We start from the raw sequence: 19,208 nt of genomic DNA, 5'->3' as shown, positions 1-19,208 counted from the left end.
TGGTTCTGGTTCTGGTTCTGGTTCTGGTTCTGGTTCTGGTTCTGGTTCTGGTTCTGGTTCTGGAGGAGACTCTGGTTCTTGTTTCTTTTCTGGGATGGGCTCTGGTTCCTCTATTTCTTCACTCTCTTCTATGATTTCTTTTGATTCTTCAACAGTTTCATCTTTTTGTTCTTCAACGGGTTTTGAAATTTTTGGTTGCAGTGATGGAATACTAGAAGTTTTACTAGAACCAAATACAGTTTCTAGAAACGTATCTTTGTCAAATGGTTTTAGATCATCATATTCTTGACCAACTCCAACATACAAAACTGGAGTAGATGTAACTTTGACAATTGATAATGCTGCACCGCCTCTAGCATCTGCATCGCTTTTGGTAAGAATTGATGCATCAAATTTTACATGCTCATGAAACTCTTTTGCTTGATTAACAGTATCGTTTCCTGCTAGGGAGTCACCTACAAAAATTTTAAAGTCAGGTTTTACAACATTTGTAATCTTTGCAATCTGCTCCATGAGGTTCTTGCTGGTTTGCATTCTACCTGCAGTGTCTACCAGTACACAGTCAATCTTGTGAGATTTTGCATATAGCACTGCATCACGCGCTACTGCGGCAGGATCAGAGCCATAATTTTGTGCCACCAGTTTTAGATTAAGGCGGTTTGTGTGCTCCCTAATCTGTTCAATTGCTCCAGCCCTAAAGGTATCAGCTGCTGCAATAACTACTGAGAATTTTGATTTTGATAAAAGATGTGCAAGCTTTGCAAGGCTTGTAGTCTTTCCAGTGCCGTTTATTCCAACAAATAAAATAATGTAAGGCTCTGGTGATGATTTTTTGTCAGTGATATTTTGCATTAGATCAATCGTACCAGCAGAATCAAACAGTCCAGAGATAATCTCTATTAGACTATTTTTGATAAATTCTTCAAATTTGTTTTTGTCAACTTTTGAGCCAACGAGTTTTGTTTTTAATTCAGATTTAATCTCATCAATTACCTCAGTTGCGACATCGGATTCCAGTAAAGATACCTCAAGTTCAAAGAGGATTTCATCAATGTCTTTTTCTTTTAGTTCACGCTCTCCAAGGCTTTTAGCTACATTGGAAAAGGAATTTCGTAGTTTGTCAAACATGTCAATCTATTATTGCGGAGGTGAGCGTGATGACTGCATCATTTGGTTAATCTGCTGCTTTCCATGCTCTAATCGTGCCTCTGCATCACGTTTTTTAGCAGATGCGTCTTGTAATGCAACTTCAATTTCTTTAATTCTTGCCTCAAGATAGTTAATTGCAGAATCAGTGTCTTTTTCGACTGCAACTCCGGCACCAATGTTTAGAACTACTTTTTCATTAGATGAAATTTTTGATTTCACAAAAGTTCCCAGGCCTACAGGGACAAGTGAGCTTGCATCAGGTTTTGTCTTTAATTCCTTGAGTGATTCTGTTGCAGAGATTGCCTCTTGAAGAACTGTGACTAGTGTATTTTCTCTGTGTGCGAGATCTCCTACATATCCCTCAAGCATTTGTAATTGGTACAATAATTGCTGGGCCTGCTCTTCACTCATTTACATCCAAATTCTAACAGATGGTTATAAATTCATTCGTGGGTTTTAGAGAACAATGAAAAAGCAACAAGCAAAATTATTCAAGTCAAAATCAAAATGGATTCATCCATATGATGATCATCCCTCAGACAGGCTAAAGATTCGCCTAATGTTAGATGAGAAGATCAAGGGAAGCAGAATCATTGGATTAGAAGCTAGAATTGAGCCAGGTGACGTTCACCAGATGCACATTCATCAAAACGAGTATGTTGTAGTTTATTCATTAGAAGGAAGATGCAAAGTAACTGTCGGTAAGAAAACCCAAGTAATCACACCCAATACAATGATCTTCATTCCACCAAAAGTTCAACATAGATTTGAAAACAAGTATTCAAAAAGATGGGAAGGAATTGCATTTGCAATTGGAGATAAAAAAGACATCAAGAATGTCTGGTTAGATGAAAAATAAAAAATAAAGAATATTCTTTATTTGGCTTTAGAAAATCTCTTCTCTACCTCATCCCAGTTTACAACATTCCACCAGGCTGCAATATAGTCTGGTCTCTTGTTTTGGTATTTGAGATAGTATGCATGTTCCCAAACATCGCAACCCAACAGTGGAACTAATTTCTCAGTTCTTGGGCTAGTTTGGTTTGGCATTGATTTGTATTCAACCTTACCTGATGAAGGATTGTATACTAACCATCCCCATCCACTGCCTTGAATTGTTGCAGTGGTTGATGAGAACTTTTCTTTAAAGTCAGCAAAGCTTCCAAATGATGCCTTGATAGCGTCAGCTATTGCACCGCCTGGTTCTCCGCCGCCATTTGGTTTCATATTGTTCCAAAATAGCCTGTGATTATCGAAACCACCACCGTTAAAGTTGACTGCTCCTCTTTGAGCATCAGGTACTTGACTTAGATCACCAAGTATCTCAATGATGTCTTTGTTTTGGACATCTGCCCCACATTGTTCTAGGGCTGCATTGAGTTTGTCAGTATAGGCTTGATGATGTTTTGAGTGATGGATTTCCATAGTCTTTGCATCAAGATGCGGTTCTAGTGCATCGTATGCATATGGCATTTCTGGAAGTGTGTATTTACCCATAGTATGCAATGTTGTCCGCACATAATTTATTGATTTGTGATTTTTTAGGCTAGTTTTTGAGTTTGGACTTTAGTGTTTCTATCTTAAGTTGTGCTTCTTCGTATTTTTGCTTCTCTTGAACGATAGCATTTCTCATTGCCTCAAGCTCTCTTCTATGATCTTGTAGTTTGGTGTTAAGTGAGGCCACTATAGCATTTGTTGCATCTACAATATTTCTTGATGCATATTTTTCATCAAGGTTTGCAAATTGTTTATCGATAAACTTGAGTTCTTGTCTAGCTAGTGTGATCTTTTTTGAGATGTCCTCATATTCATATTTTAAGATCTTGATCTCCTTTCTTGAGGATTCCAGAGTTACAAGGCTAGAGTCAAGATCCCTTTTTGCAACCTTTTGCTTTGCCTCAATTTCAGATAATACTGACTGGGACTTGGAAGCCTTTGATTGAAGATCATTATGTTGCTTTTGTAATTCTAAATTCTTTTGTTTTAGGGACTCTATATCCTTGATGTGATTTTTTTGTTGTATGATCATCTCGCTAATTGATTCTAGCTCTTTTTTCTTTGATTCAATCTCCTGAGACAGTTTAGTGTGTAGAGTTCTCTCAGATGATAAATTTAATTCTGATTTCTCTAAATCTTTTTTGGATTGTTCTAACTTTTCAAGTGTTTTTTGTAAGGTTTCATTTGTAGATTTTTGTTTTGATTCAATTTCAGCTAATGTCTCTAGTGATTTTTTAACCTTAGATTCTAGTTCTTGTTCCTCTCTTGAGAGTTTAGTTGAATACTCTTTTGGAGTAGGTGCAGAAAACTTTGTAGATTTTGCATTCTTTATCTCGTTTAGTAAATCGGAATATTCTTCAGTCTTTGATTGCAGCTTCTTTGTTATTTCATCTAATTTTGATTTAGCTAATGCAAGTTCTTCGTTTCTCTTTTTAGTCTCATCCTTGGCGGCAGTAATCTGAGCTGTTAGAATTTTGAGATTATCAGTATTTACTTGAATTTCTGTTTCCAGGTATTTTAGCTCATTTTGATATCGATGAGCTGTTAATTTTTCTAGATCCTCGTTCTCCTGTGATTTTTTCTCAAAGTCATCTTTGACCTTGTTTCTTTTTAATAGACCCATACCCCTGCATGAATTAATTTTATCAAGGACTATTTCTATTTGACGTTAAACATTAGAATAGATATGCAATTTTCATAGTAACATGAACTCTGTAAGATTATTGTTTTTCATTATAATTTCTGGAATATTTGGGATAATTCTTGCTCTATCACCACTAGATGACTCTGCTACACTGTATCTTGAAAAGAGTGCACCATACATTGGCATAGATGCAGCAAGGGAATTAGGATTTGATGGGGAAGGAATTACAATTGCTGTAATTGATACTGGAATTGACTTTAATCATCCAGATCTTTTAGGGTTTGGACCGGATGGAAAGATAACTGGAGGAAAAAACTTTGTTCAGGATGGACCTCCCATTGACACTAATGGTCATGGAACTCAAGTGGCAGGAATCATAGCAGCAGATGGTCAGATAAGGGGAATTGCTCCAAAAGCAAAGGTAGTAGCATACAAGGTTTCAGATGATGGAGAATCTGTCTCTTCAGAGCTAATCATCAAGGCAATAGAGCAGGCAATCGTAGACAAAGTCGACATAATCAATATCAGCCTTGGGGTAAACAAGACAAATTCCCGAATTGATGCAGCGGTTAATCAGGCAATTGAAAATGGAATCATTGTTGTAACAGCTGCAGGAAATGATGGTCCTGCATTGGGCAGTATTGGCAGTCCAGGAATTAATGCAAATTCAATTACAGTTGGTGCAACTTACAATAACATCACTTCAAGTCTTGTTGCTACACTTGAGATTAATGAAAAACAGTATCAGGTTCTTCCAATGGTTGGAACTCAAAAGTTATCATCCCCAATAGAAGGAGAGATTCTCTTTGGCGAGTATGGTAGAGAAAGGGACCTTACTGGAAACTTTGATGGAAGCATCATGCTAGTACAAAGGGGAAGTGATGTCAAAGACGAACTTGTTTACTTTTCAGAAAAGGAATCAAATGCTGCTGACGCAGGTGCAAGAGCAGTATTAATTTACAATAATGAACAGGGAATTTATCTTGGAGAGCTACTCCATGAATTCTCAGATCCAGATTACTATCCAAGAATTCCGGCACTATCAATGTCAAGGGAAGACGGCTTGGAGATTCAAAAGATGCTTGAGAACAAAACTGTTGGCAAGCTGCATGTGTTTTACAATCCAGACTTTGTTGCGTACTTTAGCTCGCGTGGCCCAGTGTCGCCATTTTACAACAAGCCAGACATGGTGGCACCAGGTGCATTTGTAAACACTACACTATCCGGAGGAGGATACAACTTTACAAGCGGGACTAGTTTTGCAGCACCACATGTGACAGGTGCTGCAGCATTACTTTTACAAAAGAATCCTGAGCTTTCTCCTTTAGAGATAAAGTCAATTCTTGTGAGCACGTCAGATGCTGTATCTGATGCATATGGGAATGAATTTCCAATGGATATTTCAGGATCAGGGAGATTAAACGTCACAAAAGCATTTGATGCAAATCTGATAATTTTGCCACCATATCTGAATTACTACATTTCATCACAAGATAAGCTAAAGACTGAATCACTAGTAGTTCGCCCAATAAATGGAGAGATTGGAGATTTGAAGATACGATATGAAAGCCCTGACATTTTAGCAATTAACCATACACAAATTGGAAACGAGATCCTAGTTAGTGCTTCATTAAATGAAGATGTGGCAGGAGAGTATCAGGGTAGACTTTACATTGATAACAATGAGGTAACTTACAATATTCCAATTATCCTAAAATCAACCATTTCCTCATTGGATATTTCAGAAGAAAAAGGACTGTTACAAATTGGAGTGAATCATCCTAAAGAGTGGATATTTGCAAAGATTACCATTACTAATCAAGAGACAGGAAAAGAGTACACTACATCATCAACTCCCAACAGTGATGCACAAGTTCAAATCTTTGAGAATGGGGATTATTGGGTTGATGCAAAGATTACCTCTGATGGGCAAACCTTTGATGCATATGAAAAAGTAAGCATTCATTCAACAAATGGCGACGTAGACGTATTTGGAATCATTGGAATTCCTGAAAGAACGCTAATGCTACTTGTTTTGATTATAGGACTGCTTGGACTAGTGGGAATGAGAATTAGAAGATAATCAAGAAAGCATTGCCTGGCCAAAGTATACGCCAAATGGTTGGCAGTAAATTACAACAGTATCATATGTATCGGTGTCAATTCCCTCAAGAAGATAATTTTGGTCACCCTTGCTTCCTTTTAGCTTTTCAAGATGAATTCCTTGCTTTACATCTCCACCAGGTGTAAGATATACTCGCAAATCAGGACCATTTGTTACCTCAAAATTTTCAAATCGCAGGTATGTTGTATCGCCAACCATGATTGTCTTTGCAGTACCCATTGCTTTGTGGCCAACTAATCCCTCAAATTGTCCTGTCTTTAGAATAGATACAGAGTCATCGCCCATCTCATCAGAGACTTGGGATTCAGTTTGTGCCATCTCTTCCATGATCATTGCCTTTATCTTTTCAGGCATCTTTTGGACTAGAGATTCTTGTGCAGAGTCTTCCATGTTATTGAACTTTTCAAGTGTCAGTCCTTCTTCGATTTTGTTTAATGCCACAGGCAATGGTTCATCTATTTGTCTTTCATAGAACAATGGACTGGCCAAACCAATTCCTACTGCAACTGCAGCAACTATAATTCCAATGCTGATGGTCTTTTTCATAAAGGGAAACAATTCATATGAACTATTAAGCATTTGACAGAATTTTTACCAAATTAACAATCATTTGAATATGATGTAAAATTTAAACAGATTTTTACAAAAACAATGAACAGGCTTATCATCTAAAATGCCGTCATTGGCACATGTCACAAACAGTAGATGACCCCGAAGGTCGTCTTGTAAGCATGATAATGGAGGCAAACAAGTATGCAAGATTTGCTGCAGTATGCGACAAGGATGGGAACATTCTATGGAACAGTCACAGAAACAATGTAGATAACATATTGACCCTTGATGAGACAAAGCAGTCCTTGAGAAGAGCAGCTGAAACATGGAAAGTTCGTGATACTCTGGCAGAAAAGATTGGAAGAGGACAATATGCCATTGTGGGATATGAAAAGATAAAGAGAATAACAGTACCGCTGCAAAATGGCCACATGTTATTTGTCAGCATTGAAGGTGAAAAACCAGAGTACATCAAGGATATCATGAAGATTGTAGATTATGTGGAAAGAAATCACTAGACTGCAATTACGCCATCAAGTAAAATTAAGGAGTAGATACTTGACTGATATCTAGCACTGTGTCATGCCGAGTAGCCTTTCTACCTCTCTTCTATGAACAGGGCAGTAAGGCTCATTTTTTTTGCAGTCAGGACACTTTAGGTACTTTGTATAGTCAATCATCTGTATCTTCTCGCATCTTTTTTCATTAAAAGATGCTCTATGGTTTTGCGGTATGGTATGTATGGATGTGTTTGTTCAAATGAACACCATCAATCCTAGAATATTATATTAGAATAAGGTATATCGTGCATGCTGCAAATGACGTGACTGTAAGATTCAAGTTCAAAGACCAGACAAAGATCTACGGTGGAGTCATGACTGACGAACAGTATAAGAATCTAAAGTCTCTTCCAGCAATAGAGTTTTGTCAGAAGGTGGACAAGCTTGGCAAGAAGGTTACAAAAGAGGCAGAGCAACTTTTACAGAAAAGATTCAATCAAGTCTTTAGAAATGATTCAAGCCATGTAAGGAATTTATCATATGCATGATGGAATCAAAAAGACAAATCGTTCATTGTTGTTAAATACAAAATTTGTATACAGATAACCATGATGAATGCATGGAAGTGTTACCGCTGTGACCTAGAATTCAAAGAGGTAAATCATGCTGAAATGCACCATCAAATTACAAATCATCAAGCAAGACCCATCAGACATTACTAGTTTGTTAAATCAAGCAAACATCCTCTTAATATTGACAGAAAGCACATTTTTTCATGAATATTAGGACTAAGATCCTAGTAATTTTCCTACTTACTAGCATCCCAGCCATCGGCATAGTTGGTGTGATAAATTATGATAATGCTAAGAGCAAAATCACCCATGATGTTTTAGATAAACTTGATGGAATTGCATCGATTCAGGAAAAGAGAGTCGAAGAGTCAATTGAACGAAATTTTGAAAGATTAGATGGAATTACGAGTAGAACTCAGCTAAAAATTAGTCTAGAGCAGTTTAACCAAAATAGAAATGCAGAGGATGCAGTAAAAATTCAAGAGATAATCAAAGATGCAAAAGATTCGATAGGGGATATTGATACTGTTTTTATAATTAATTCATCCGGCGAGGTGATCTTTTCTACTGAAGAAACAGTTTTGGGAAAAATAATGTCTGCAGAAAAAATGTTTGTTGATGGATATACAAAAAATACTTTGACATTTGGTACTAACATTTTAGATAACTCTCCAGAGATTTGCATTTCGGGTCCTTTAATTTTGAATGGCAGTACCATAGGAGTTTTAGCTATCAAAGTTGACCCAAGAACAATACTTGAAATTTCATCAGACTATACTGCATTAGGAGATACGGGTGAGACATTTCTTGCAATGAGAGATAATAACGGAGATGCGATGTTTATCACAACACTGCGATTTGATGAGAATGCCATCACAAACAGAGTGATTCAAAAAGAACAGATCGAAGTACCGATAACTCAAGCACTAATGAAAAATGAGGATACTCATCTATTCACTGTTGATTATCGCGGAGAGTCAGTTCTTGCTGCAACAAGATATATCGAGTCAACTGATTGGGGTTTGGCCGTAAAGATTGACAGAGATGAAGCATTTTCAACGATTTATAGCATTAGGGACATGACATTGGTCTCACTTGCTGTTGTAATAATAGCAACCATAATTGGCTCCGTTTTTTTCTCAAAGACATTTACTCAAAGAATTCGAAAACTCTCTAATGCTACAAAAGAGATTGCTGATGGAGAGTTTACAACTAGAGTGGCAATAACTGGCAATGATGAAATCGGTCAATTATCAAAAGATATTCAAACGATGGAAAATACATTACGAGAAAATAAAATTAAACTTCTCAATGAAACAAGATTTGCTGCAATTGGTGAATTAGCATCCAGAATTGCACATGATTTACGAAATCCCCTGAGTGTTGTAAAGAATTCACTTGAATTAATGGAATATACAAGGAGAGATGTTTTATCTGAGCACGAAAAGAGGCAATTTGCCATGATGAATAGGGCAGTTGAGCGCATGGAAAGGCAGATTACAGAAGTACTTGATTTTGTTAGGAACAGAGATATCAAAAGAGAAGAGGCTGACTTGCTTGATCTACTAAATCTGTCAGTGTCATCATTTGATATTCCACCAGATGTCAAATTGTGTCTTCCAAACTCGGGTGTTTTGATTTCTGTAGATACCGTTCAGATTCAAGCCGTATTTTCAAATCTAATTCAAAATGCCTTACACGCAGTAGGACAAGAAGGCGAGGTAAGTGTCAATTTTGAAAAGGATAGCAACAATGTAAAAATCACCATTCAAGATTCTGGAAAGGGAATTACACAAGAAAATATGGATAAGATATTTGAGCCGCTATTTACTACAAAACAGACAGGCACCGGACTAGGTCTTGCAAGCTGTAAAAATATCATCGAGAAACACGGCGGTACAATATCAGTGAGCAATAATCCAACTAGATTTACCATAACACTGCCATTTGGGATTAAGATATCAGAAAAGAATTAAACATCTTCAGAATTTTTAGATTCGATTAATTTTCTAGAGCAAGATAGCATCTCTTCTGGAGTATGCTTGCTCTTTGCCTTTTTACAGATAGGGCAGATCTCATCACCGAGTTTTGGGTCAGGGGGCGAGGTCATCATGGTTAACCTTACATTATTTGAGTTTTTAATATTTTTCACCTCGTCATGCCAAATCTCAATTCTAGGAGGATGAAGTTCGGTGAGATTTGACAGACGCATAAACCACGTGGAAAAAATATTTGATTAATTATCCAAATTTCAGTAGGATACCTTTGGTCCTGCATTTAGGATCTCAGGTGAGACATTTTTGAATTTCTTAAAGTTATCAACAAACATGGATGCAAGTTTTTTTGCAGATAGGTCATACGAGTCTTTATCCTCCCAAGTATGTTTTGGATCAAGTATCTCAGAGGGAACATCAGGACATTCAGTCGGAACATCAAGGTTAAAGAAATCATCGTGTCGATACTTTACAATATCAAGTGAACCATTGATTGCAGCAGTTACCATAGCACGACTATACTTTATTTTCACACGTTTTCCTACGCCATATGGGCCGCCTGACCAGCCAGTATTGATAAGATACACCACAGTGTTGTGTTTCTTGATCTTCTCTCCAAGCATCTTTGCATATACAGAAGCGGGTCTTGGCATGAATGGTGCCCCAAAGCATTCAGAGAATACTGCCTTTGGTTCCTTGATTCCTCGCTCAGTTCCTGCTAATTTACTAGTGTATCCTGACATAAAGTGATACATTGCGCCTTCCTTAGTTAATCGAGATACTGGTGGTAAGACACCTAGTGCATCTGCTGTAAGAAATACAATTACCTTTGGATGTGTTCCAACACTTGGAATCACAGCGCCTGGAATGTAATCAAGCGGATATGCAGCTCGTGTGTTTTCAGTTAGTGTGTTATCATCAAAGTCAGGTTGAAGCGTCTCTTTGTTTATTACAACATTTTCTAAAACTACGCCAGACTTTATTGCATTCCAAATTTGTGGTTCTGCCTCTTGACTTAGATTGATGCATTTTGCATAGCATCCACCTTCAAAGTTAAACGCACCCTTATCTGACCAACCATGCTCATCATCACCAATTAACATTCGGTCAGGATCTGCAGATAGAGTTGTCTTTCCTGTACCAGATAGTCCAAAGAAGAGTGCAGTGTCTCCGCTCTTGCCAATGTTTGCAGAACAGTGCATTGGGAAAACTCCTTTTGATGGCAAAAGAAAGTTCATTACTGAAAACATCGATTTTTTCATCTCACCTGCATAGCTAGTTCCACCAATGAGTACAATTTTTTTTGTCAAGTCAATTAGAATGAAAACATTAGAGTTTGTTCCATCGACTTCGGGTAACGCCTCAAATTCGTTTATGCACATTACTGTAAAGTCTGGCTTGTGTTCTGAAAGCTCTGCTGCAGAAGGCCTAATGAAGAGTTGCCTTGCAAAGAGGTTTTGCCATGCATGGTCATTTATTACTCTGATTGCCAATCGGTTCTCTTTGTCTGCGCCAACAAATCCATCAAAGACGTAAAGCTCCTTTCCTTCCACAAATTTTTTCATCTTCTCAAAAATCTTATCAAACTTGCCTACCGGAAATTGGTGGTTGATCTTTCCCCAGTCTACGGTATCATGAGTCACATCATCATAAACAATGAATCTATCATCAGGAGAACGTCCAGTGTACTTGCCTGTCTTTACCGAAAGTGAGCCAGATGCAGTTACTATACCCTCATTTTTCTTGACTGCAGTATCGATTAGCTGCTCGACAGACAGATTTCTGTGGACTTTGGAAGGTGAAATTCCAAAAGACTGAATTTGATTCATAAATTCAGTGGTTATCTTGGCCTGCTCAGTCATCCAAAGACCTCCAATAGGTCATCTAGAGTTACAGCCAAAATAATCATAGATAAATCGATCCGCCCCAAATTTCCTTATTATCTCTTTCCGATGAGAAAAAATCCGAAGAAGAGACCTTGAGATACCTATTTATTTAAAATTTCAAGAGTCATCTCATGCCGATCAACAAAGAGAAGCTCGAAGTAAGACAAAAGATTGTCGAGGGCAGACCAGCATTTAGAAGAGGAGAGAGCTGGAGATACAAGAGATTAGAGACATCTTGGAGAAAACCAAAAGGAATCGACAATCATCAGAGAAAACAAAAGGGCAGAGGCAGACCTGGACTTGTTAAAGTAGGATATGGAGCTCCAAAAGAATCACGAGGATTACATCCATCTGGATTTACAGATAATTTAGTTTTCAATATTGCAGATTTAGAAAATTTGAATCCAAAGACTGATGGCCTAAGAATTGGTCATGGTGTTGGAACAAAAAAGAGAAAAGAGATCATGGTAAAAGCATTAGAAAAGAAATTCAAAGTTTTCAACGCAAGGGTGTCAGCTGGTGCCAATAAATCTTAGAGCAAAAAAGAGACTCGTCTCCAGAATGACTGGAGTCGGAATCCATAGAATTCGCTTTGATTCTGATCATCTAGATGACATTGCAGATGCAATTACAAGAGAGAACATTCGCAGCTTGATTACTGCCAATACAATCAAGATAAAGTCATTCAAGGGAACATCCCGTGGTCGTGCTCAATTTAAGGCACTACAGAAAAAGAAGAGAGGAGCAAAGGCAGGTTCCAAGAAAGGACGAATGGGTGCACGAGTTGGCAAAAAAGAAGTTTATGTTAAAAATGTCCGCGCATTGCGATACATACTCAAAGTTGCAAAGGACAGAAAAGAGATTACAAATCCAGAGTTTAAGGAATTGTACAAAAAGATTGGTGGTGCCACAGTCAGAAACAAGGCTCACCTTAGATTGCTAATCAATGAAGCAATAGAAAAACGAAACAACTAGAATCTGTGTATTGTTTTTTCTAATTCCTGAATCTTTCCCTTTCTAATTGTGATTCCTTCTTTTGATAGCATCGCATTTTTTACATCCTCTCCATATGCATATCCGCCAATCTTGCCATCTGATTTTATGACTCGATGACATGGAACAATTACAGGGTAAGGATTCTTGTTCATAATTCTGCCAATTACACGTTGTCCATTTTTTAGACCAACTGCTTTTGCTAGCTCACCATAAGTTGTGACCTTTCCCTCTGGAACCTCTAACAATTTCTTGTAAACTCGATTTTCAAGATTCAAAGTTTTATGACCTCAAGATCAGTTGCCTTTAGGAAATCCATAACCTTTTGTTTGTTTTGACCCAGTCCTCCCCAATCAAGTAATGCAGCCTCTGCGCCCTTGTTTTGAGAAAGAATATGATTGAATAATTCCTCATCCAGTGCATCCAAGCCATGCTTTGGAATGACAGTCCCTAGTGCATGTTTTCCCTCCAAAAGCTCTTTTGTGAATTTTGATGGATAATGAGTTCCGCCAAAACAGATTGCCACAGGATATCTTGGGATTTCAGATTCTAGTGTTTCTTTGACTAGACTTGCTACCCTATTGCATAGATTCTGGTCTGTCCACTGTTTTTCAGTGGTTCCAATCTCGATAAAGATTGTAGGTTTTGATAAAGCAGTGGGCCCATGATGGGTTGCCTCTATTGTGATATCAAACTCTGAAAATGAATTTTGGTTTTTTGCCAAAGTTTGTAGATATTTTTTTTGTATGTTTGGATATGGTACTGCGACTTGGCGATCATTTCCCCCAAACATTGCATCAGAAAAATTTCCTGTACTGTGACAGGTGAGTGCCAAAACTCCTGATTCTGCTGCATGTTTTGATAAAAAGACAAACCCGTCGTAATGATATTTTTCTTCTAGCCAATCAGATGAAATTGCTGGAGTTGGAATTATCAATAAATCGTATTTTTTGCCACGAAAAATGTCGCCCTCTTTTTTCATATCCTTTGATATGAATTTGGCCATATTGTGACCTGCTGGGTCGTCTTGGTAGGCTACGAGTAAATCCACAGATAAAAGATATAAAGACACCTTATTAATTTCAGGCAATGAACCCCAAGCAGACTCTGAAGAACATGGTAAACACCATGAAAATTACCAGAAAATCAGACAAAGATGACTATATGCAGCATCTGCGACTAGTGCTACTTGGAATTGGCGGCGTCGGCACGATTGGATTTATAATTCAGTTTGTATTTTCAGTTTTTACATTAGAAGGATAAAATTGTCTCAAGAAGTAAAATCTCATCTCTTTGCAATTAGGACAACTGGCGGACAGGAAAAAGTTGTCATGAACCTTATGGAAGCGAGAGCTAAGATGGGAAAAATCAACATCCAGTCAGTATTACTTGTTGATAATCTCAAGGGATATGTTGTAATTGAAGCACTAGACCCAAACACTGCATTTGCAGCAATTGAGGGAGTCCGACACATCAGAGGTCAGCTTCGTGGGGAATTAGAGTTTAAAGATATTGAAGGATACTTGGTAAAGAAATCAACTGTGACACAACTTGCAGTAGACAACACAGTTGAGATCACTGGTGGACCATTTAAGGGAATGAAGGCCACAATCACCAGAATTGACCATGAAAAGGAAGAGGCAACGGTAGTGTTACTAGATGCATCATATCAACTTCCAGTTACAGTCGATGCTAACTATCTCAAGATTTCAACCAGTTAGCAAGGATTAAATTTTCATAAATGAGGTAATCAACATGGCAGAAGCACAAAAAATTTCATCACTTGTTACAGGCGGACAAGCATCAGCAGGTCCTCCATTAGGTCCAGCACTTGGTCCAATGGGCGTAAACATCATGGAAGTCATCAATGCCATTAATGAAAAGACAAAAGACTTTGATGGAATGAAAGTTCCAGTTACAGTTTCAGTTTATCCAGATACCAAAAAGTATGAAATTGAGATAGGCATCCCATCTGCTGCAGCATTAATCATGAAAGAAGCAGGAGTCCAAAAAGGCTCCGGCACTCCAAATACTGAATTTGCTGGAGATATTCCAATGGATGCCGTAATCAAGGTAGCTAAGACAAAACTAGAGACGTCATATGCTACATCAATCAAATCAGTTGCAAAGACCATCATTGGTACCTGCAGAAGCCTGGGAATCAAGGTAGAAGGAAAATCTCCAAAAGAGATTACTGCAGAGATTAATGAGGGTAAATGGGACGCAAAGTTCCAATAGTTATTTTATCAGGTATACAGGGTCTTTTTCAGTTTTTTGTAATTCAACAAATGTCTCAGTTCCCTGAATTCCATCAATCTTACCAATCTTTTCGATAACGACAGTATGAAGTGCCTCTAGGTTTTCAGCAAACACTCGAATCATTATATCAAATCTGCCTGTGACTTCAGAGATAGATGCAACATCTGGAATCTCCATGAGCTGCTTGTGAATGCTCTCCTTTAGTTTTGGATCACGATTTATGCCAACTGATGCCTTTACTCCAAATCCCAAGAGAGTGTCATCAATTACTATGGTGAATTTTTTGATAAGCTTCTTTTTCATCAAGCGCTTGATTCTGCTGTATAGAACAGATGCATTGATGTTGAGCTTCTTTGAAAGATTAGGAACAGAGATTGAACCGTCCTTTGTTAACTCAAAGAGTAATTTCATGTCAAGTTCATCAAAGCGGTGCAATGCTTGTCAAAATCTTTTCTTGACGTTAATAAATGTAGGTTTTTTTTTCAAAAAAAAAACCAAAACAGGTAAAATCCTAGTAGAATTATCTGATTTTTTGAAAATAACTGTACATTTTCAAACAGCAACCTCTAAACGATTTTAAATAGGGTTTCTGAATTTCTTGCATAATGGTTTCTGATGCAGAGTTAGAATCAATGATTAAAAAGGCCAAGGAAGGCGACAAGGACAGAAAGTTCACTCAAGCAGTCGAACTGATAATGGTCTTCAAAGATATTGATGTAAAGAAAGGATTCTCACTTAATGAGACCATTCAGCTTCCAAAGACTAGCTCACCAGCTCGTGTATGCGTATTGGCAAAAGGTGACATGGGAACCAAGGCAAAAAATGCAAAAGCAGACAGAGTTGTAAATGAAGATGAGCTAAACAAGATGGGAGCAGACAAGAGAGCTTCTCGTAAATTTATCAACAGTTATGATTTCTTTTTGGCAGATACACAACTCATGCCAGTTGTAGGTAAGGTACTCGGACAAATTCTCGGTCCAAGAGGAAAGATGCCAACACCAGTTCCATTTAATGCACCAATTGAATCATTCTTGCAAAGATTTAGATCATCAATTAGAGTTAGACTGAGAGCATCATTGTCATTGTCTTGCAAAATTGGAGATGAGACAATGGATAACAAAGATCTTGCAGTAAATGCACACACGGTGATTAACACAATTGAGAAAAAATTACCAAGCGGTGACAAGAACATCAAAAGAATTATGATTAAAACAACAATGGGAAAACTAGTCAAAGAAGTACCACAGGTGAAGAAGAAGAATGCATGAGAATAGAACAGAATACCCTAAAAGAAAGACCCAGATGTATCAGCAGCTTCAAGAGCTTCCAAAAAAATACAAAGTTTTAGCACTAATCAAGATGGATAAGGTTAGAGCATCACAAATTCTTCCACTCAGAAAAAAACTAAAAGATGATGTAGAGTTTGTTGCAATCAAGGATAAAGTTGCAAAGCTAGCATTATCAAAAGTTGATGTTCCAGGACTCAAAGAAACAATTGAGCAGCTAAAGGGACAATGCATGTTACTTTTCACAAACATGTCACCACTGAAACTGAATCTTTTACTTGCAAAAAACAAAGTAATGATGCCAGCAAGAGGTGGAGATATTGCAAGCATTGATGTTGTTGTTGCAGCAAAGAACACTGGAATTGCTCCAGGTCCAATGCTTACAGAGTTCAAAGAAGCAAAGATTCCAACAAAGATTGACCAAGGAACAATTTGGATTTCAAAGGATTCTACCCCAGTCAAAAAGGGCGAGGTGATTAACACTAAACTAGCAGCACTACTTGGAAAACTAGACATCAAGCCAGTAGAGGCAGGCGTATCACTTGAGAGTGCACTTGAAGAAGGACTACTCTACAAGAAAGAAGAGCTAGTTATCGATATTGAGGCAATCAGAAACGAGTTTGCCCAAGCACACCAAGAAGCAATATCATTATCCATAGAGGCAGCATATGTCACACCAGAAAACGTATCCCAGATACTTGCAAAGGCTGCACAATCTGCACGCTCTGTTTCAGTAGAATCGGGATATATGACAGACGAGACAAAAGAGCAAATTCTACAAAAGGCTCATGCACAAGCACAAGGTCTTGCATCAAAAGCAAAAGACTACAAGCCAGCTTAATCAGATTTTACTCTAGGAAGATTCCAGTTATACTTCATTGCAACTAGTCTTAATCCAGTGACTAGTGATATTCCAATGATTGATGCAGAGTATAGCTCACCACCAATACTTAGAATGACAAAGAACACTACACAACCGACAAAACTTGCCGATGCGTAAAACTCTTTGACAAAGACAATAGGGGTCTGGCTCACAAAGACATCACGTAAAATTCCACCACCTATTGCAGTAAGAATTCCTGCAAACGTAATTGCTAGGAAATTTAATCCAAATGTGTGATAGGCAAATGTTGCACCAATGATAGTAAACACTCCCAATCCAATTGCATCAAATTTTAGAAATACATTCCAATGTTTTTTGAGTCGTGAGTATAATAGAAATATTGCAATTCCAGTGGCAACTGTTATTCCAACATAGGCAGGATCTGCAATAGAGTTTGGAGGATATCTCCCCAGAATCACATCTCTAATTGTACCGCCTGCAACACCGGTAATCGTTGCGAGAATCAAAATTCCTACAATGTCAGACTTGTGTTCGATTGCCTTGAATGCACCAGTTACTGCAAATGCCATTGTACCAAAGAGATCCAAAATATAGATGAATACCTCTGCTGGAACTGAAAAATCTACCAAGCCATATTGTGAAGCTAGGGAGTAATAATTAACATTGGTGGAAAATTAAATGTAAAATAGAAAATTTAGGTTTTATCCAAACAGAGAAGATAATCCTTCCATTGCAGCTTCTTCGGATTTTCCAGCCTCTTCTTTTGATTCCTCTTTCTTTGCTTCTGCTGCACCTGCGTCACCGGCTGCTGCTGGTGCTGCGGCTGCTGCAACTGCTACTGGAGCTGCTTTGATTGCTTCTTCAATGTTTACATCTGCTAGTGCTGCTACAAGTGCCTTTACCTGAGCCTCGTTTACCTCAGCTCCAGAGGCCTTTACTACGGAAGTAAGGTTTGCCTCATTGACATCTTTTTGTAGTTTGTGCAATAGTAATGCAGCGTAAACGTATTCCATCGTATCGGTCTTTGACTGGGGGAGTAATATAAAACTATAGAGAATCAACTTGGATTTTCATTTCTAAATTTTATAGATCTAAAAAGGCATACCACATTACAAAATCTATCTTTATGATATTCGATGTGTTATAGAAATTATCAAAGCCAGCCATCTGCAAAGATGTGGGGGGTCACAAAAATTGTCATCCCGGTAAAATTGTGACCCTCTACAAATTAAAAATTTGATAACTTATTGGGTTAAAATTTTGAGACTTCGACACACAGAATAGAGATTTTGTTTTAGGTTCTTGTCTGTGAGTGTGTCTTTTCTGTTGATTAGGATGCGTCTTGCTTGGTCTCTTTCGGAACCAGGTGGTAGTGACAAAACATTGTTGATTAGCTCAGGTAATGATTCCCTAACCCAACCATCCAAAATATTGTAAACCTTTGGAGGAATTAATACAACATTGTCTTTGTACTGATCAAGTACATCTGTAAAATTGTCTTGCTCAATTCTGTAGATCAATGCAAAAATACAGTTCTCAGAAGTTGGATTTTCTAAAATTTCAGCAGAACGTGGACCAGCTTTCCCCTGTTCCACCTTATTGATCAATCCAATCGGATTAATTATCAAGCCATTAATTCCAACTTTAGATCCATCAACTCCAGTGACAACTCCAAAGAGAAATTTCTTGTACTTTCCATTTGGTCGTGCGGCAAAGACGTGAACTCCTTCCTTCATTGAAGGGGTTTTTTTACCAAACATGAGCTATCTCTTATCATATTGTATTTAATTGATGGTAATTTAAGAAAATAAGATTGGCTTTTTCAAGCTCATTTTACAATTAGACAGGGCACTTTGGTTGAATGCATTACGTGATTTGAAACGCTTCCAAGAAATTTTTCCTTTAATCCACCTAATCCACGAGAACCAATCACTATCAAATCAATCTTGTTAGTTGATTTATTTGCATATGCTGCGATTGCTGAACCCGGATTTCCCTTGATGATATCAGATTTTGAATCGACGCCTTTGTTGTCTATTTGTTTTTTAGCAGATGCCAGATGCCTTTTTGCTTCTTTGTACATTTGTTCTCTAGCAGCTTTGTTTGGAACATATGCTTGGACTGCTGGAAAAGGTAGCACGTAAACTAGATTTATTCTAGCGTCAAACTTTTGTGCAACATCAATTGCTTGATCCATAGCTCGTTTAGAATTGGCTGAGCCATCAAGTGGGAGAAGAATTTTGTTTATTTTCTTTGCCATTGCATTCAAAAAGTGTTAAAGTAATTAAAATACTTTATACGTTTTCCAAAGTTGATATCACATAATTTCCTAAAGGATGAAACTATTCAAGTAATTAATGATAAAACTAAAAATGCTGCGCTAACACCTGCAATTATTAAACCAATT

Annotated in this window: 26 protein-coding genes; 12 read left to right on the top strand and 14 right to left on the bottom strand. The window is 37.7% G+C overall.

All coding sequences use genetic code 11. The features are described 5' to 3' along the window. Both ftsY and pfdA read right to left on the bottom strand, forming a co-directional pair. Positions 1–1,128: signal recognition particle-docking protein FtsY (gene ftsY, locus C6988_RS04450; protein WP_255464225.1), on the bottom strand; the 1,128-nt coding region annotated here is incomplete at its 3' end. 9 nt (positions 1,129–1,137) lie between these two features. Then, positions 1,138–1,560 carry a prefoldin subunit alpha gene (pfdA, locus tag C6988_RS04445; protein WP_182133857.1) on the bottom strand — a complete coding sequence of 141 codons (423 nt, stop codon included), beginning with the start codon at positions 1,558–1,560 and terminating at the stop codon, positions 1,138–1,140. A 55-nt stretch (positions 1,561–1,615) separates the two neighbouring features. Here pfdA and C6988_RS04440 point away from each other — a divergent pair, with 55 nt between their 5' ends. After that, entirely contained in the window at positions 1,616–2,008 is a 393-nt protein-coding gene (locus C6988_RS04440; protein WP_182133856.1) for a cupin domain-containing protein, read from the top strand. Between the two features lie 17 nt (positions 2,009–2,025). On the opposite strand, the gene C6988_RS04435 is transcribed toward C6988_RS04440, so the two are convergent. Together C6988_RS04435 and C6988_RS04430 are read right to left on the bottom strand one after the other, a co-directional pair. Next, positions 2,026–2,646 (bottom strand): superoxide dismutase, encoded by a 621-nt coding sequence (locus C6988_RS04435; RefSeq protein ID WP_182133855.1) that lies wholly within the window; start codon positions 2,644–2,646, stop codon positions 2,026–2,028. Between the two features lie 49 nt (positions 2,647–2,695). After that, a complete protein-coding gene (locus C6988_RS04430) occupies positions 2,696–3,769 on the bottom strand; it encodes a coiled-coil domain-containing protein (RefSeq protein WP_182133854.1) in 1,074 nt (357 codons plus the stop codon). A gap of 82 nt (positions 3,770–3,851) precedes the next feature. On the opposite strand from C6988_RS04430, the gene C6988_RS04425 reads away from it, so the two are divergent. Then, positions 3,852–5,873 (top strand): S8 family serine peptidase, encoded by a 2,022-nt coding sequence (locus C6988_RS04425; protein ID WP_182133853.1) that lies wholly within the window; start codon positions 3,852–3,854, stop codon positions 5,871–5,873. Here C6988_RS04425 and C6988_RS04420 read toward each other — a convergent pair whose 3' ends face one another. Continuing rightward, a complete protein-coding gene (locus C6988_RS04420) occupies positions 5,874–6,461 on the bottom strand; it encodes a DM13 domain-containing protein (protein ID WP_182133852.1) in 588 nt (195 codons plus the stop codon). A 143-nt stretch (positions 6,462–6,604) separates the two neighbouring features. On the opposite strand from C6988_RS04420, the gene C6988_RS04415 reads away from it, so the two are divergent. From C6988_RS04415 to C6988_RS04405, 3 genes are all read left to right on the top strand, one after another. After that, positions 6,605–6,985 carry a hypothetical protein gene (locus C6988_RS04415; protein WP_182133851.1) on the top strand — a complete coding sequence of 127 codons (381 nt, stop codon included), beginning with the start codon at positions 6,605–6,607 and terminating at the stop codon, positions 6,983–6,985. Between the two features lie 287 nt (positions 6,986–7,272). Continuing rightward, positions 7,273–7,515 carry a hypothetical protein gene (locus C6988_RS04410; protein WP_182133850.1) on the top strand — a complete coding sequence of 81 codons (243 nt, stop codon included), beginning with the start codon at positions 7,273–7,275 and terminating at the stop codon, positions 7,513–7,515. Positions 7,516–7,742: 227 nt separating this feature from the next. Next, complete coding sequence (locus C6988_RS04405; RefSeq protein ID WP_182133849.1) at positions 7,743–9,515, top strand: sensor histidine kinase; 1,773 nt, start codon at positions 7,743–7,745, stop codon at positions 9,513–9,515. Here the strand turns inward: C6988_RS04405 and C6988_RS04400 are convergent. Both C6988_RS04400 and pckA read right to left on the bottom strand, forming a co-directional pair. After that, entirely contained in the window at positions 9,512–9,751 is a 240-nt protein-coding gene (locus C6988_RS04400; protein WP_182133938.1) for a hypothetical protein, read from the bottom strand. The genes C6988_RS04405 and C6988_RS04400 overlap by 4 nt on opposite strands. 39 nt (positions 9,752–9,790) lie before the next feature. Then, positions 9,791–11,362, bottom strand: a complete 1,572-nt coding sequence (gene pckA, locus C6988_RS04395; RefSeq protein ID WP_182133930.1) for a phosphoenolpyruvate carboxykinase (ATP) — start codon at positions 11,360–11,362, stop codon at positions 9,791–9,793. Between the two features lie 188 nt (positions 11,363–11,550). Between pckA and C6988_RS04390 the strand changes: the two genes are divergently transcribed. Continuing rightward, positions 11,551–11,955 carry a 50S ribosomal protein L32e gene (locus tag C6988_RS04390; RefSeq protein WP_182133848.1) on the top strand — a complete coding sequence of 135 codons (405 nt, stop codon included), beginning with the start codon at positions 11,551–11,553 and terminating at the stop codon, positions 11,953–11,955. Continuing rightward, positions 11,939–12,394 carry a 50S ribosomal protein L19e gene (locus C6988_RS04385; RefSeq protein WP_182133847.1) on the top strand — a complete coding sequence of 152 codons (456 nt, stop codon included), beginning with the start codon at positions 11,939–11,941 and terminating at the stop codon, positions 12,392–12,394. Before C6988_RS04390 ends, C6988_RS04385 begins: the two co-directional genes overlap by 17 nt. Here C6988_RS04385 and C6988_RS04380 read toward each other — a convergent pair. Together C6988_RS04380 and C6988_RS04375 are read right to left on the bottom strand one after the other, a co-directional pair. Next, positions 12,391–12,690: an MGMT family protein gene (locus C6988_RS04380; protein ID WP_182133846.1), complete on the bottom strand. Its 300-nt coding sequence runs from the start codon at positions 12,688–12,690 to the stop codon at positions 12,391–12,393. The genes C6988_RS04385 and C6988_RS04380 overlap by 4 nt on opposite strands. Further along, on the bottom strand, positions 12,687–13,463 hold the full coding sequence (locus tag C6988_RS04375) for a D-aminoacyl-tRNA deacylase (RefSeq protein WP_182133845.1): 777 nt from the start codon (positions 13,461–13,463) through the stop codon (positions 12,687–12,689). Before C6988_RS04375 ends, C6988_RS04380 begins: the two co-directional genes overlap by 4 nt. Before the next feature lie 77 nt (positions 13,464–13,540). Here C6988_RS04375 and C6988_RS04370 point away from each other — a divergent pair, with 77 nt between their 5' ends. Genes C6988_RS04370 through C6988_RS04360 form a run of 3 tightly spaced genes read left to right on the top strand, consistent with a single transcriptional unit; the run spans position 13,541 to position 14,650 of the window. After that, complete coding sequence (locus C6988_RS04370; protein WP_255464224.1) at positions 13,541–13,675, top strand: SecE/sec61-gamma family protein translocase subunit; 135 nt, start codon at positions 13,541–13,543, stop codon at positions 13,673–13,675. Positions 13,676–13,677: 2 nt separating this feature from the next. Then, positions 13,678–14,133 carry a transcription elongation factor Spt5 gene (locus tag C6988_RS04365; protein ID WP_182133843.1) on the top strand — a complete coding sequence of 152 codons (456 nt, stop codon included), beginning with the start codon at positions 13,678–13,680 and terminating at the stop codon, positions 14,131–14,133. Between the two features lie 34 nt (positions 14,134–14,167). Next, the gene (locus C6988_RS04360; protein ID WP_182133842.1) at positions 14,168–14,650 is read left to right on the top strand and encodes a 50S ribosomal protein L11; all 483 of its coding nucleotides are present in this window, start codon (positions 14,168–14,170) and stop codon (positions 14,648–14,650) included. On the opposite strand, the gene C6988_RS04355 is transcribed toward C6988_RS04360, so the two are convergent. Beyond that, positions 14,651–15,082, bottom strand: a complete 432-nt coding sequence (locus C6988_RS04355; RefSeq protein WP_182133841.1) for an Lrp/AsnC family transcriptional regulator — start codon at positions 15,080–15,082, stop codon at positions 14,651–14,653. A 194-nt stretch (positions 15,083–15,276) separates the two neighbouring features. Between C6988_RS04355 and C6988_RS04350 the strand changes: the two genes are divergently transcribed. Both C6988_RS04350 and C6988_RS04345 read left to right on the top strand, forming a co-directional pair. Further along, positions 15,277–15,939: a 50S ribosomal protein L1 gene (locus tag C6988_RS04350; protein ID WP_182133840.1), complete on the top strand. Its 663-nt coding sequence runs from the start codon at positions 15,277–15,279 to the stop codon at positions 15,937–15,939. After that, positions 15,932–16,798 (top strand): 50S ribosomal protein L10, encoded by an 867-nt coding sequence (locus C6988_RS04345; protein WP_182133839.1) that lies wholly within the window; start codon positions 15,932–15,934, stop codon positions 16,796–16,798. Before C6988_RS04350 ends, C6988_RS04345 begins: the two co-directional genes overlap by 8 nt. On the opposite strand, the gene C6988_RS04340 is transcribed toward C6988_RS04345, so the two are convergent. The 4 genes from C6988_RS04340 to C6988_RS04325 all read right to left on the bottom strand — a co-directional run bounded on the left by C6988_RS04340 (position 16,795) and on the right by C6988_RS04325 (position 19,061). Further along, on the bottom strand, positions 16,795–17,430 hold the full coding sequence (locus tag C6988_RS04340) for a trimeric intracellular cation channel family protein (RefSeq protein ID WP_182133838.1): 636 nt from the start codon (positions 17,428–17,430) through the stop codon (positions 16,795–16,797). The two genes, C6988_RS04345 and C6988_RS04340, sit on opposite strands and share 4 nt — an antisense overlap. Before the next feature lie 72 nt (positions 17,431–17,502). Next, positions 17,503–17,814, bottom strand: coding sequence for a 50S ribosomal protein P1 (rpl12p, locus tag C6988_RS04335; RefSeq protein ID WP_182133837.1), 312 nt, complete (start codon positions 17,812–17,814; stop codon positions 17,503–17,505). A gap of 231 nt (positions 17,815–18,045) precedes the next feature. Continuing rightward, positions 18,046–18,561: a hypothetical protein gene (locus tag C6988_RS04330; protein ID WP_182133836.1), complete on the bottom strand. Its 516-nt coding sequence runs from the start codon at positions 18,559–18,561 to the stop codon at positions 18,046–18,048. Between the two features lie 68 nt (positions 18,562–18,629). Next, complete coding sequence (locus C6988_RS04325; RefSeq protein WP_182133835.1) at positions 18,630–19,061, bottom strand: universal stress protein; 432 nt, start codon at positions 19,059–19,061, stop codon at positions 18,630–18,632. Positions 19,062–19,208 lie beyond the last annotated feature (147 nt).

It is taken from the genome of Nitrosopumilus sp. b1 (assembly GCF_014078545.1).
GTDB lineage: Archaea > Thermoproteota > Nitrososphaeria > Nitrososphaerales > Nitrosopumilaceae > PXYB01.
Note: the sequence above shows the minus strand (reverse complement) of the source record. Positions and strands in the feature narration are given on the sequence as shown.

What these genes read in the sequence shown, in the direction of transcription:
- C6988_RS04355 (WP_182133841.1), bottom strand. Translation starts at nt 15,082, where the DNA reads ATGAAATTACTCTTTGAGTTAACAAAGGACGGTTCAATCTCTGTTCCT.
- pckA (WP_182133930.1), bottom strand. Translation starts at nt 11,362, where the DNA reads ATGAATCAAATTCAGTCTTTTGGAATTTCACCTTCCAAAGTCCACAGA.
- C6988_RS04390 (WP_182133848.1), top strand. Translation starts at nt 11,551, where the DNA reads ATGCCGATCAACAAAGAGAAGCTCGAAGTAAGACAAAAGATTGTCGAG.
- C6988_RS04360 (WP_182133842.1), top strand. Translation starts at nt 14,168, where the DNA reads ATGGCAGAAGCACAAAAAATTTCATCACTTGTTACAGGCGGACAAGCA.
- C6988_RS04400 (WP_182133938.1), bottom strand. Translation starts at nt 9,751, where the DNA reads ATGCGTCTGTCAAATCTCACCGAACTTCATCCTCCTAGAATTGAGATT.
- C6988_RS04420 (WP_182133852.1), bottom strand. Translation starts at nt 6,461, where the DNA reads ATGAAAAAGACCATCAGCATTGGAATTATAGTTGCTGCAGTTGCAGTA.
- C6988_RS04440 (WP_182133856.1), top strand. Translation starts at nt 1,616, where the DNA reads ATGAAAAAGCAACAAGCAAAATTATTCAAGTCAAAATCAAAATGGATT.
- C6988_RS04405 (WP_182133849.1), top strand. Translation starts at nt 7,743, where the DNA reads ATGAATATTAGGACTAAGATCCTAGTAATTTTCCTACTTACTAGCATC.
- C6988_RS04350 (WP_182133840.1), top strand. Translation starts at nt 15,277, where the DNA reads ATGGTTTCTGATGCAGAGTTAGAATCAATGATTAAAAAGGCCAAGGAA.
- C6988_RS04330 (WP_182133836.1), bottom strand. Translation starts at nt 18,561, where the DNA reads ATGTTTGGTAAAAAAACCCCTTCAATGAAGGAAGGAGTTCACGTCTTT.
- C6988_RS04345 (WP_182133839.1), top strand. Translation starts at nt 15,932, where the DNA reads ATGCATGAGAATAGAACAGAATACCCTAAAAGAAAGACCCAGATGTAT.
- C6988_RS04430 (WP_182133854.1), bottom strand. Translation starts at nt 3,769, where the DNA reads ATGGGTCTATTAAAAAGAAACAAGGTCAAAGATGACTTTGAGAAAAAA.
- C6988_RS04415 (WP_182133851.1), top strand. Translation starts at nt 6,605, where the DNA reads ATGTCACAAACAGTAGATGACCCCGAAGGTCGTCTTGTAAGCATGATA.
- C6988_RS04425 (WP_182133853.1), top strand. Translation starts at nt 3,852, where the DNA reads ATGAACTCTGTAAGATTATTGTTTTTCATTATAATTTCTGGAATATTT.
- C6988_RS04435 (WP_182133855.1), bottom strand. Translation starts at nt 2,646, where the DNA reads ATGGGTAAATACACACTTCCAGAAATGCCATATGCATACGATGCACTA.
- C6988_RS04370 (WP_255464224.1), top strand. Translation starts at nt 13,541, where the DNA reads ATGAAAATTACCAGAAAATCAGACAAAGATGACTATATGCAGCATCTG.
- pfdA (WP_182133857.1), bottom strand. Translation starts at nt 1,560, where the DNA reads ATGAGTGAAGAGCAGGCCCAGCAATTATTGTACCAATTACAAATGCTT.
- C6988_RS04325 (WP_182133835.1), bottom strand. Translation starts at nt 19,061, where the DNA reads ATGGCAAAGAAAATAAACAAAATTCTTCTCCCACTTGATGGCTCAGCC.
- rpl12p (WP_182133837.1), bottom strand. Translation starts at nt 17,814, where the DNA reads ATGGAATACGTTTACGCTGCATTACTATTGCACAAACTACAAAAAGAT.